This window comes from Pseudomonas sp. WS 5079 (assembly GCF_012985465.1).
Taxonomy (GTDB): domain Bacteria; phylum Pseudomonadota; class Gammaproteobacteria; order Pseudomonadales; family Pseudomonadaceae; genus Aquipseudomonas.
In genome coordinates this window covers 629,586-641,867 of sequence record NZ_JAAQWN010000002.1, presented here as the reverse complement: position 1 = coordinate 641,867, position 12,282 = coordinate 629,586, and the positions used below count along the sequence as shown (strand labels likewise).

The 12,282-nt window shown below is 61.9% G+C and carries 9 protein-coding genes; all 9 read left to right on the top strand.

Features of this window, described 5'->3' with window-relative positions:
* Positions 1–58: 58 nt before the first annotated feature.
* The 9 genes from HBO05_RS07335 to terL all read left to right on the top strand — a co-directional run bounded on the left by HBO05_RS07335 (position 59) and on the right by terL (position 12,258).
* Complete coding sequence (locus HBO05_RS07335) at positions 59–643, top strand: hypothetical protein (RefSeq protein ID WP_172312173.1); 585 nt, start codon at positions 59–61, stop codon at positions 641–643.
* Positions 644–645: 2 nt separating this feature from the next.
* Positions 646–2,796 carry a hypothetical protein gene (locus HBO05_RS07330; protein WP_172312171.1) on the top strand — a complete coding sequence of 717 codons (2,151 nt, stop codon included), beginning with the start codon at positions 646–648 and terminating at the stop codon, positions 2,794–2,796.
* 10 nt (positions 2,797–2,806) lie between these two features.
* Positions 2,807–3,250 (top strand): GNAT family N-acetyltransferase, encoded by a 444-nt coding sequence (locus HBO05_RS07325; RefSeq protein WP_172312169.1) that lies wholly within the window; start codon positions 2,807–2,809, stop codon positions 3,248–3,250.
* Between the two features lies 1 nt (position 3,251).
* Entirely contained in the window at positions 3,252–3,770 is a 519-nt protein-coding gene (locus HBO05_RS07320; RefSeq protein ID WP_262381382.1) for a hypothetical protein, read from the top strand.
* Positions 3,770–5,788 carry a hypothetical protein gene (locus HBO05_RS07315; protein ID WP_172312167.1) on the top strand — a complete coding sequence of 673 codons (2,019 nt, stop codon included), beginning with the start codon at positions 3,770–3,772 and terminating at the stop codon, positions 5,786–5,788. Before HBO05_RS07320 ends, HBO05_RS07315 begins: the two co-directional genes overlap by 1 nt.
* On the top strand, positions 5,785–7,704 hold the full coding sequence (locus HBO05_RS07310; RefSeq protein WP_172312165.1) for a hypothetical protein: 1,920 nt from the start codon (positions 5,785–5,787) through the stop codon (positions 7,702–7,704). The genes HBO05_RS07315 and HBO05_RS07310 overlap by 4 nt, the downstream gene beginning before the upstream one ends.
* Positions 7,705–7,767: 63 nt before the next feature.
* Positions 7,768–10,308: a hypothetical protein gene (locus HBO05_RS07305; RefSeq protein ID WP_172312163.1), complete on the top strand. Its 2,541-nt coding sequence runs from the start codon at positions 7,768–7,770 to the stop codon at positions 10,306–10,308.
* Entirely contained in the window at positions 10,308–10,646 is a 339-nt protein-coding gene (locus HBO05_RS07300) for a hypothetical protein (RefSeq protein ID WP_172312161.1), read from the top strand. The genes HBO05_RS07305 and HBO05_RS07300 overlap by 1 nt, the downstream gene beginning before the upstream one ends.
* Positions 10,636–12,258, top strand: coding sequence for a phage terminase large subunit (gene terL, locus HBO05_RS07295; protein WP_172312159.1), 1,623 nt, complete (start codon positions 10,636–10,638; stop codon positions 12,256–12,258). Before HBO05_RS07300 ends, terL begins: the two co-directional genes overlap by 11 nt.
* Positions 12,259–12,282: the final 24 nt, after the last annotated feature.

The window sequence follows — 12,282 nt, the reverse complement described above, 5'->3', positions numbered from 1 at the left end:
GGATGGCAAATAACTTACCGGGGCCATGTGCCCCGGTCTTTTTATCTGGAGGTTTACGATGAGTACGGCGACCGGCGTTTCGATCTGCTCCAACGCCCTGTTGATGTTGGGTGCCCAGACCATCAACGACTTCGCGGACGAAACTGATCTGGATCGGGCCAAGCTGTGCGCCAACCTGTATCCGACCGTGCGCGACGATCTGTTGCGCTCCCACCCCTGGAACTGCTGCATCAAGCGAATCGTGCTGGCGCCTGACGCTGTTGCGCCGGCTTTCGGCTACTCCCATGCGTTTGAGCTGCCATCGGACTTTCTGCGCGTGCTGGAGGTCGGCACCAATGGCTGCATCATTGATCACCTGGTTGAGGGCCGAACCATACAGGCCGACACCACGGTTCTGGAGTTGCGCTATGTGTTCCGCAACGAGGTAGAGAACACCTGGGATGCGCACCTTGTGGCGCTGGCAACCCAGGCGATGTGTGCAGCTCTGGCCTATCCGGTAACCCAGTCCACGGCCAAGCAGGCCGGCGAGGAGCAGAAGCTGGAGCTGATGCTGCGCCGTGCCCGTGCAGTTGATGGCCAGGAGGATCCACCACAGATGCTTGGTGATGAGCGCCTTCTTGCCTCGCGCTTCGGGAGCTACTGATAATGACCCGCCTGACGCTCAATCAAACCAACTTCACTGCCGGCGAAGTCTCCCCGCGCATGCTGGGGCGGGTCGATATCGCGCGCTACCAGAACGGCGCCGAGATCATCCAGAACGCTTGGCCAGTCATCCATGGTGGCGCTGTTCGCCGTGACGGCACTTTGATGTGTTCCCCGGCCAAGTTCCCGGACAAGAACTGCAGGTTGGTCCCATACGTGTTCAACGCCTCCCAGGCGTACATGGTTGAAATGGGTGACCTGTATGTGCGCATTCACTTCCCCGACGGCACCTACAGCGGGATTGAACTGGTGAGCCCTTACGCGCATACCATCCTTGACCGCCTGGACTATGTTCAGGGTGCTGACACGATGTTCATCTTCTGCAATACGGTGCCTGTCTATCGCCTGCGTCGCATCACCAATACCGAGTGGAGCCTGGCCCCGGCACCATTTGTGACAAAGCCTTTCGACGAAAAGGGCATCGACTTCCTGACCCTGTTCACCATCGACAACCCAGCGGTGGGCGCTGGCCGCACCGTAACTGCCGCAGAGCCTGCATTCCTGGCTGCCGACGTGGGCCGTGAAATCTGGTCGGGTGGCGGCGTTGCCAAGATCACAGCCGTTACCAGCTCCACCGTGGCCACCGTCGAGGTAACCAACGCGTTCAGCGCCCCCACGCGGCCCACCTGGTCCTTGAAGGGCTCGCCACAGACTACCAACACGCTCAGCGCCGCAACGCCCGTGGGGGCGTCCGTCAGCATGACGCTGGGGGTCGCCGGCTGGCGCGCCACCGACGTGGGCAAGTTCGTCAAGATCAACGGTGGGCTTCTGGAGGTCGTCACCTATACCAGCCCTACAGCGGCTTCTGGCGTTATCCGCTCCGCTCCTACATCTGCCGTTGCATCCCCGGCCAACGCCTGGTCGCTTGAGGCTTCGGTCTGGAACGACATTGACGGGTATCCAGCCACTGGCACGCTGTACGAACAGCGTCTTGCCCTGGGCGGTTCGCCCAACTTTCCCCAAACCATTTGGGAATCGCGCACCGGGGAGTACCTGAACTTCGAACTGGGCACCAAGGACGACGATGCAATCTCGTACAACCTGTCATCCGACCAGATCAACCCAATCCTGCACATCGGGCAGATCAACGCACTGATCCCGCTGACCTACGGCGGTGAGTTCACCGTGAGCGGCGGCGTAGAAAAGGCCATAACCCCGACCAACATCCGCGCCAAGAACCCATCGGTGTACGGCTGCAACAAGGTCCGCCCGGTGCGGATCGGCAATGAGCTGTACTTCATGCAGCGCGCTGGCCGCAAGCTGCGCGCCATGGCCTACAAGTACGACTCCGACACGTTCGGCTCCCCCGATATGTCTGTGCTGTCTGAGCATGCTACGAAGTCCGGCATCATCGACATGGCCTACCAGCAAGAGCCCGAATCCATTCTCTACTTGGTTCGGGCCGACGGCGTTCTGGCCACCATGACCGTGGACCGCGATCAGGACGTCATTGGCTGGGCCCGGCAGATCACCGACGGGGCTTTCGAGTCCGTTGCGTCAATCCCTACAGAGAATGGCGACCAGGTGTGGGCAGTGGTCCGCCGCACCATCAACGGCCAGAACGTTCGCTACATCGAGCGGTTCGCCACGGATCTGCGTGTTGACTCCGGTGTAAATGCCACCAGCGTTGGCGGTTCCAAGGTATGGGGCGGCTTGGCCCACCTGGAGGGTAAGTCCGTCGATATCGTCGCGGATGGCGTCGTGATGCAGCAGCAGGTGGTAACCGGTGGCCAAGTCACCATCCCGCGCAACGCCTTCTCAACATCGATCGGCCTCAACTTCAAGACCAGGATCAAGACGTTGACCCCAGAAGTTACCGGCAACGTCGGCAGCGCCCAGGGCAACAGCATGCGTATTGGCGAAATCTCGCTCCGCTTCCTCGACACCATCGGTTGCAAGATCAATGGCCAGACCGTTTCGTTCAGGAGTACCGGTGAGGGCGTACTGGACAAGGCAACCGGCCTGTTCACTGGCGTTAAGCGCATGGAAAAACTGGGCTGGGAACGCGGCCAGGCCACCCTGGATATCACCCAGGACCAGCCACTGCCGTTCCATCTGCTCAACGTCATCAAGAAAATTACGATCAACGATTGAGGTGCCCCCCATGATCAGGCCCGCTAAACACTCCGACGTGCCCAGGCTGATTGAGCTGGGCACGTTGCTGCATTCCACCACCAGCTATTCGGCCATGAACTTCTGCCCGGACAAGTCGGCCCGCTTCCTTCATGACCTCATCAATGGGCAAGGCGTCGTGTTCGTGGCCGAGGTTCGCGGCGAGGTGGTGGGCGGCATGGCCGGCGCCGTTACTGATCAGTGGTTCAGTGATGACCTGATCGCCTACGACTACTCGCTGTTTGTTGAGCCATCCAAGCGCAATGGCGTGATCGCCGTCCGCTTGATCCAGACGTTCAAGGAGTGGGCAAAGATCAAGGGCGCCAAGCAAATCTATATGGGGATCGGGACCGGTGTCAGCGTCGACGGCACGACCCGACTGTATGAGTCCCAGGGCTTGCGCAACATCGGCCCGCTTTTGATGATGGAGATTTGACATGGCAGTAGGTGCGATGGGAATGGCCGCTTATGCGGCAGTAGCAGCGGCCACGGCGTATTCGGTGTACACGACCCAGCAGTCTGGCAAGCAAGCCCAGTTGAACGCGGACGCCCAGTCAGAGCAGGCCCAGAAGGATGCAGACGTAGCGGCCAGCGCAGCCGTGGTGCAGGCCGACCGCATCCGCAGGATGGCCCGCAACCAGGCGAGCGAGGCGAATGCCTCCCTGGCGGCCTCCGGGGTTGAGACCGGCGCCGGGACAGCGATCAACATCAACGAGGAAATCATCGGTAATGCCGAAGAAGACGCGGCGTTAACCATCTTCAACGGGCAAAACCAGCGTGCCCGAGGCTACACCGACGCGAGCAATTACAGCTTGGCCGGCAACCAGGCCCGCAGCGCAGCCAATTCGCAATCCATTGGCACAGTGCTTAATGCCGGCGCCAGCGCGGGTATGTCCTGGAAGGCATCGGCTGCCGGCAGAAATGGAACCGTTGCAGGCGTTGGGGGTAGCAAGTAATGGCACAGATCCCACTGGGTAACTTTGCACAACCCCGCGTTCTGCCTGATGCAGCGCAGAACCGCGTTATCACCGTGGACAACCGGGGCCAGGCCCAGGCTGCACAGCAGGCTGCCAGCGCTGTGCAGAATGCAGCCTTTGGCGTTCTGGACAACATCAACAAAGAGGATCAAGCCCTGGCCCGGGTGAAGGCCAGTAACGCATTGATCGACCGAGAATCGCAGATCAAGACCATCGCCACGGAATTGGATGAGCAGATCCGCACCGGCCAACTGAGCTATGACAAGTCAGAGGAAGCCTACCAGGCGGCGGTGTCGAAGCTGGATCCGCTGGATACGCCAGGCCTCGACGAGGCGCAAATGGGCGAGATTGGTAACTCCGTCAAGCGCATGCAGATTGGCGGCCTGGAGAGCGTGCGCGCGGCTTCGGCAAAGGGCCGCATCCTGTCTGCCCAAAGCGATCTGACGTCCCGCATGGATATGTTGGGCAAAGATGCCGCCATGCCCGGGGCGAACGTCGAACAGATCAACGCCCGGATGGACGCCGAGGATATCGACGTGGCTGGGCGCCTGGCATTCGGCGAGGCTTGGACCAGCAAAAAGCAGGAATTCAAGGACGGCAACTGGACTACGCACGCGACACAGCGCGTTATTGAGTCCCGCGAAAGCATCGGCAGTCTGCAAAAGCTGGAGCATGACTTGACCGCCGAGGACGGTTTCTACGCCAAGAAGCTGGACCCGGAGAAGCGCAACCAACTGTTGAACACCGTCAGCGGGCGCATATTCCAGGTGAAGGAACACCAGCAGCGCCAGGCAGAAATGCGGGAAATGAAGGCCGAGCGGGTGCTGACCCAGATGGACCGCCAGGCATCCACGGGCGTTCCGCCAACCCCAGCAGACCAGCAGCGGTGGAAGGCGGCACTGTCCGGCACGTCCGCTGCCGGCGAGTTTAATACCCGCATGCAGGAAATGACCCAGGTGCAGGGCCTGCTACGCCAGCCGCCAGCAGTCGCCCAGCAGCTCATTGACAAGCAGCGCCAGCAGATGCAGGCCAACGGTGGCAGCGTGGCCCAGCAAGCCAACCTGAACCGATTGCAGGCCGCCGTAGATAACAACACCAAGATGATGCGCGAGAACCCGCTGACCTTTAACGCAATGCGTACCGGCGCCGATGTGGCGCCGCTTGACGTTTCAGGCATTGCCAGCCAGGAAGGCCAGCAGAAGCTGGGCGAGCAGATCGCCGAACGCTTCGACGTGGTGAATTCCGTGCGCAAGTCCTACGGGCCAGAGGTGGCACGCAACCCGTTCAAGCCAGAAGAACAGGTCATGCTTGCCTCGCTGATCAAGCAGGCCGACGACGGGACCAAGCTGCAGTTGTTCGGCGCCATCGCTGCATCATCGCCAACCGGCGCCGACTATGCCGCCGCCATCAAGCCCCTGGTGGCTGATGACCCTATCGTCACCCTGGCGGGCATGGCTCAGTTCCGTGGGCTCAAGGGTGCAGACGGGACCGACGTGCCCCGCACCCTGCTGGCGGGCGCCAAGGTGCTGGCCGACAAGTCCGTGCCAATGCCCAAGGAAAACTTGTTCAGGGCGGCATTTGATGAAAGTGCAGGCGGCTCACTGCTGCCTGGCACGCCACAGCGGGAGCAGGCCTATCTGGCGTTCAAGTCGCTGTACGCCGGCAAGGCAACATCTAAGGGCCTGCAATACGAGGACGGCGACGACCTCGACAGCAAGACCGCGCAGGCGGCGTTTGACATGGCCACGGGCGGCGTCAGCGAGCGCGCCGGGGCGAAGGTCATCAAGCCCTATGGCATGGATGACGACGCCTTCAACAAGTCCGTAGACATGCAGATTGATGGCATGGCCAAGAACAGCAAGATCCCTATCGGCCAACTGGAGGACATGCCTTTGTCACCGGTACCGGGCAAGGAGGGCTCCTATTACCTGATGAACGCGGGCCGGATACAGATCGACCCAGACACCCAGCAACCAATGGTGGTGATCGTCAAATGAGCTGGCTAGACGGGATGGTCGAAGACAATGAGGCGGCGAGCCAGGATCAACGGCTTGAGCGCACTGCCGAGGGTTTGCAGCCTGGGGCATTCACTGGCGCACTGAGTACCATCGGACCCGGCCTGTTGCGTGGCGGGCTTGAAGCTGGCGCCGCTGTTGAATCGGGGTTCAGCTCGCTTTGGCAGACCGGCCTCGACACGGCGGCCAGCATGCTGTTGCCTGAACCGAAGTTCGGCGGGACACCCAATGTCACCAGCGCCGAGGAATCTAGCCAGGAAACCCTGGGGCAGGGCACCGCCGCCGAGGTGATGCGTCTCCGTCCTGATCCTGCTGAAGTGGGCATGGTCGGGCAGATCCTGGGCGAAGCTGCCGCTGTCCTGCCGCGCGCGGTGGTGGGCACGGTCCTGGCTGGCCCTGCTGGTACGGCTATCGCTGCTGGCGCACCTGCCGGCTACTCGGGTAAGCAGGTGGGCATTGCCGAAGGCCTGGACCCAGAGACCGCCACGAAAAAGGGTCTGATTGATGCCGCAACCGTGGGCATTGGCGCAGCGCTGCCGGCTGCCCGTTTCGTCAAACCATTGATTGGCGACCTGGGTATAGCTGTGGGAGCGAACGTTGGCCTGGGCATGGCCGGGCGGGGAGCCACCGCTGCGCTGCTGGACAGTAACGGGTATCACGCCCAGGCCGAACAGTACAAAGTCATGGACGGTACAGCCCTGATTACTGACGCGGTGCTGGGTGCTGCGTTCTTTGGCTTGGGCCGGGCCAGCATGCGCCGGCCCACGACCGCCCAGGTTGACGCCGCGCTGACAGAGCGCACCACACAGCATGCCGATATTGACACTGCACCAGGTGCGCCAATCAACCCGCGCTCAGCGATGGCCCATCAAGACGCCATCCGGACGGCCATAGACCAGATCAGCCGCGGGGAACCGGTGGTACTGCCCGATAGCATCCACAGTGCCCAGTTCATGCGAACCACAGAGGAATCCTCGGTAGTTGCCCCGTCCCGCGATTCGGCGCTGATCACCGCCCGCCAGGACTTGGAACCAACCCTGCGCGTCGAGCTGGAGCAGGAGGCGGCCGGCATCTTGCCGAACGTCAAGGACGTCAAGGCCGAGCTGTCCTCTGTAGCCCGCAGCCTGGAAGCCCTGGACGGCTCATTAAAGGCCCGCGCCAAAGAGTTCCAGCAGCAGGGCCAGAGCCGCAAGCAGGCCGAGCAGTCGGCACGCCAAGCCATCGAGGCGGAACGCCTGGACCTAACCGACCGCCAGGCCTCGCTCAATGAATCATTGGGCGGTAACCGTAGCGCCGAGCAAGCCCGTGCAGACCTGAACGCCTTGGACCGTGGCGAAGTCCCGCAGCGCTTCCAGGACCGCATTACCCAGCGCGCTGACACCATCGTGAAGGGCTTCGACAAGAAACCGCTGTCCGCCGGAGTGGCCGAGGCCAACACCAAGTTGACCATGGCGCAGATCGCCCGCCAGGAAATCACGCGGATTCTCGACGATATCGAGCGGGCCGAGCCGACATTGCAGGCCAAACCACTGGACATTGGCCGGCCCCGCGCCGCGACAAAATCTGCAACTGATGCGACAAAACCCGGAAAAGATGCAACACAAACGGCCAAAACCGTTACATCTGACCCAGAAAATGCAACATCAACGCCAAATGATGCAACACGGCCTGCCGGCGATAGCGCCGATGCTGACCCAGTTGTTCAGGTCGCCGATGAAATCCTGGCCCGCGTGGACGACGTGCGCATTTCCACGGGTGCTATGGATGAGGACGGCAACGCCATCACCGTATCGGCCAAGGAATTGATGGCCAGTGCTGATGCGGATATCGCCAGGGCCCAACAGGACTCGAAAGGGTTCGCCGCTGCTGCTGCTTGCTTCCTGCAACGCGGCTTCTAAATAGTCGGGAAACCGTCTACCGCCGACCCATAGGCTTGCTCCCATTCAACCAGGAGCAAGCCCATGCGCCCCGAATGCATCCAAGCCGTGACCCAGGCCATAGGCCGCACGCTCAACCAGCAGGAAATCCAGGGCATCGAGAACCGCGTGCGCCGCAACATGAAGCAATTGGCGCAGACCGATCCCACCTGGCAATCAAAGTCTGCCGCTGACCGACTCAACGAGGCAGCCACCAAATCCGCAAAGGATCTGGTGGGCGAGGCCGACCTCAAGAAAAAGCGCGTTGCGCTGACCATCCTTGCCCATGACCGCATTGACAGCTACATGAAGCGGTTCCCCGATCAGCCCCTTGAAGGGCTTGATCGATTGCTGGCCTTCTCCAGCGATGGCAAGAGCGGCATCCAGTCCATCGAGTCAGCGGCGCGGGCCGTCCGCGATGACTCCCTGAGCCGCATGCTTGAGGTGATCGACCAGACCAAGGGCAAGTTTCTGGGGCTGTTCCAGAACGAGGCCGGCAACCTGGCATTGGTGCGCGAACTGCACGGCGAGGATTCCGGCAGCGCGGTAGCCAAGTCCGCCGCCAAGCAGTTCAAGGACGTTGCCGAGCAGATGCGTCAGCGCTTCAACCGTGCCGGTGGTGATATCGGCATGCTCGATGATTGGTCGATGCCACGCGACCACTCGCAGGTGAAGGTGGCCAAGGACCAGGCCGCATGGGTTGCCGACCATGTGAAGTGGGCGAACCGTGGCAAATACCTCAAGGAGGACGGTACGCCGATGAATGACGCCGAGCTGGCCGACTTCCTTGGGCATGCCTGGACCACGCTGGCCACGGGCGGCGCCAACAAGATGGAGCCCGGCCAAGCGGCGGGGAACGGCATGCGCGCCAACCGTGGGAGCGAGTCGCGGCAGATCCACTACAAGGACGCCGAGAGCTTCATCGCCGCCCAGAAGGCATATGGCGAGCGCAACCTGCTGGAACTGCTGATTGGCCACATCGACCGCGCATCGCGGGATATTGCCCTGGTGGAAACCCTGGGCCCAAACCCCAACAACCAGATGCGTTACTTCCTGGATGCTGGCCAAAAGGCCATGGACACGGCCAAGCCAAAGGACTTTACCAAGACAGCCAAGCAGCGCCGCAAGATCGAGCAACTGTATGAGGAAGTGGCCGGCACCCGCGAACCGCCAGTGTCCGCCGCCCTGGCCAACGGCTTCGACACCTACCGCGCGCTGAACGTCGCCAGCCGCCTGGGCTCTGCTGTCATCACGTCCATTACCGACCAGGGCACCCTGGGCCTTACCGCGTCCATGAACGGAATGCCGGTGATGCAGGTGTTTGCCAACGAGCTGCGCATGCTCAACCCGGCCAGCGCCGCAGATCGCCGGATGGCCCAGCGTGCGGGCCTGGGCCTCAATCAGTTGATCGGCAGCCTGAACCGCTTTGGCGCTGACGGCCTGGGCACCACTGAGGCCGTGTCCGGCAAGCTGTCGAAGTACTCCCAGACCGCTGCCAGCAAGGTCATGCAAGTATCTGCAATGAACGCCCTGACAGCAGGATCACAGCGGGCGTTCGGCGCGACCATGCTGGACACCATCGGCGATATGTCCCGGCGTCACCAGACGCTCGCGGCCATGGACCCAGCAGACGCCAAGCGCTTGATCGGGCAGGGCGTAACAGAGACGGACTGGTCTGTATGGCGCCTGGCCCAGCCAGAGGACTGGCGCGGCGTTGGCGATACAGTGCTGACTGCCAACAGCATCTATCGAATTCCGAACGCCGACCTGGTGCCGCTGGCAAAGCAGCTCAAGACAACCCCGCAGCGCCTCAAGGACCAGGCCGCCACCAAGCTGCTTGGCACCATCCTGGACGAAACCAACATGGCGATCATCGAGCCAGGCGCCCGGGAAAAGACCCTGATGCACGGCGGCATCGAGCGCGGCACCGTCAAGGGCGAGCTGATGCGCTCGTTCTGGCAGTTCAAGAGCTTCTCCATTGCCATGATGATGCGCCACGGCAAGCGAGCCATGGCCCAGGATGGGTGGGGCAAGGCCGGGTACATGGCCGCATTGATGGCCAGCACCACGGTATTGGGCGGCATGGCCATCCAGCTGGGCGAGATCGTCGCCGGGCGCGACCCGAAAAACATCCTGGACGACGGCGCGCTAGGCGTTCCGGGCCTGCGCTTCGGTATGGCCGCGCTCCTCAAGGGTGGATCGCTGGGCATGTACGGCGACTTCCTGTTCTCAGACACCACGCAGGCCGGTACGTCGGCGGTTGTTTCGTTCCTGGGGCCCATCGCTGGTGATGCCGAGGCGCTGTTGAAGTTGAAAGGCACAGCGGCAGAGGGCAAGGGCGATCAGGTCGGCGGGAACCTAGTGCGCTTGGCCAAGAGCCACTTGCCCGGCGCAAACCTCTGGTACACGAAGGCCGCCACCGATCACCTGATCTTCAACCAACTGCAGGATTACTTCTCGCCCGGGTATCTGCGCCGGATGAAGCAACGCGCCCGCAAGGAATTCAAGCAATCGTTCTGGTGGGAGCCAGGCGACACGACACCAGATCGCGCCCCGAACCTGGGCGCAGTTGTAGGAGCGAAGTAATGCGCGACGATCAGATCACCCGTTTGCAAGCACTCAGCGAGCGCCTTGGCGAAGTAGTCATCACCGAGGTGGACCCGCACAACTGGCCCGCTGCCGAGAAGCTGCCGGCCGACTTGACCCAGGAAGAACGGGGCAATCGGTATTGGTGCAAGAAGAACGCCGCCGCCACCATGACGCTCCTGCTCAAGGTGGTGAACATCGCCGGCATCATGAACCGACAGAAGCCGGCGCCGGACGCTGGCCACGCTGTTGATGAGCTGGACGGTGAACTGGCTGCCGCCGAACGTGAGGCCCAGGCCATCATCGAGCGGATGCAGAAGGCCGGGAATGTCCACTGACCCCGATAAAAAAGTCAGCCTGCTGGTTTTCTTCATGCTGTGGGCGCGGCGCATGCGCTGGGATGTTCCCGATATCCACGTTCGTGCGCTGATATGGCTGGAGGCTAAAGGGTCTCTGGCCGTTTTGCGTTGCTTCCGGGGATTCGGCAAGTCCACCTTGCTGGCGATCTACAACGCCTGGCGGTACTACAAGAACCCGACCGACCGGATATTGCACCAATCCGAATCTGACCCCACGGCCTACAAAACCAGCCGGGACACCCAGAACGTTATCCGCAATCACCCGTTGACCCGCCATCTACTGCCACCCAACCAGGGCACGGTAGAGCAATGGTGGGTCGAGGGCGCTTCCGACTTCCGCAACGCCAGTATGTTTGCCAAGGGCATCCTGTCGAACGTCACGTCTGCTCGAGCGGATGAATGCCAGAACGATGACGTCGAGGTTCCGCGAAACATCCAAACCCCAGAGGCGCGGGAGAAGCTGCGCTACCGCCTGGGTGAGCAGACGCACATCCTGGTGCCTGGGGGCAGCAAGCTCTACATCGGCACACCGCACACCCACGACAGCCTCTACGACGAGTTGGAGAGTATGGGCGCCGATTGCCTGACCATCCGCATGTTCGCCCAGGAACACCGGATAGAGGACGCCAAGCACTGCGCTTATGACGTGCCGTTCGTGCCTGACGTGGTGTTCTCCGGTATCGGCAAGCATGCCCGTGTGCTGGTGCTGGGCAAGGATTACCAGCAGACGAAAACCGGTATCGCCTTCTTTACGCCGCCCGGAACCCTGGTGGACTGCTACGCCGGCAGCGCTTGGCCGGAACGTTTCGACCTGGCCACCTTGGAAACCCGGCGCCGCGAGACCCGCACGATCAACGAATGGGATTCGCAGTATCAGCTCCACTCGAAACCCGTCACGGAGGTTCGCTTGGACCCTGCCAGAATCATTCCGTACGACGTTCAGCCGAACATGCGTTATGCCAACGGGGCGGCTGCCATGTTCCTGGGCTCAACGCAGATCGTCGGCGCCGTCGCTTACTGGGACTGCTCCCTGGGCAAGATCAAGTCTGACGCCTCGGCCTTCTCCCTGATCCTGACCGATGCGCGCGGGCAGTTGTATTGGCACCTGGCCGTGGGCCTCACCGGTGAAATCGCCGAATTCGACGCCCGCGACAAGATCATTGGCGGGCAGGTGCACCAGATCCGCGAACTGGTCATCAAGCACCAGATCCCCCGCGTCATCATCGAGACCAACGGCCCGGGCGGCTTTGCCCCGTCGATCCTCAAGCAAGCATTGAAGGGCACCGGGTGCGGGGTAGGGGAAGAACACTCCAGCACCAACAAGCAGAAACGAATCCTCGACGGCTTCGAATCGCCCCTGTCTGCCCGTTTTCTGTGGGCCCACGTCGACGTGCTGCGCACGATCTGGGATCAGATGCGCGACTTCAATCCAGCATTGACCACCCAGGAAGATGACTTCATCGACTCTGGTGCTGGCGCTATCGCTCAAACCCCAGTCCGCATAGGCCGGATAGTCGGGAAACCGACAGAGGCCCGGCGAGACGATTGGCGCCCAGATGCGGGCGTGCATGAGGTTCAAGTGGACTACTAGCCCGCCACCACCAAAGGGGCAGAG

Bases quoted from the DNA above. Each gene is read 5' to 3' on its own strand.
- HBO05_RS07315 (WP_172312167.1), top strand. From the start codon at position 3,770: ATGGCACAGATCCCACTGGGTAACTTTGCACAACCCCGCGTTCTGCCT.
- terL (WP_172312159.1), top strand. From the start codon at position 10,636: ATGTCCACTGACCCCGATAAAAAAGTCAGCCTGCTGGTTTTCTTCATG.
- HBO05_RS07330 (WP_172312171.1), top strand. From the start codon at position 646: ATGACCCGCCTGACGCTCAATCAAACCAACTTCACTGCCGGCGAAGTC.
- HBO05_RS07305 (WP_172312163.1), top strand. From the start codon at position 7,768: ATGCGCCCCGAATGCATCCAAGCCGTGACCCAGGCCATAGGCCGCACG.
- HBO05_RS07320 (WP_262381382.1), top strand. From the start codon at position 3,252: ATGGCAGTAGGTGCGATGGGAATGGCCGCTTATGCGGCAGTAGCAGCG.
- HBO05_RS07325 (WP_172312169.1), top strand. From the start codon at position 2,807: ATGATCAGGCCCGCTAAACACTCCGACGTGCCCAGGCTGATTGAGCTG.
- HBO05_RS07300 (WP_172312161.1), top strand. From the start codon at position 10,308: ATGCGCGACGATCAGATCACCCGTTTGCAAGCACTCAGCGAGCGCCTT.
- HBO05_RS07335 (WP_172312173.1), top strand. From the start codon at position 59: ATGAGTACGGCGACCGGCGTTTCGATCTGCTCCAACGCCCTGTTGATG.
- HBO05_RS07310 (WP_172312165.1), top strand. From the start codon at position 5,785: ATGAGCTGGCTAGACGGGATGGTCGAAGACAATGAGGCGGCGAGCCAG.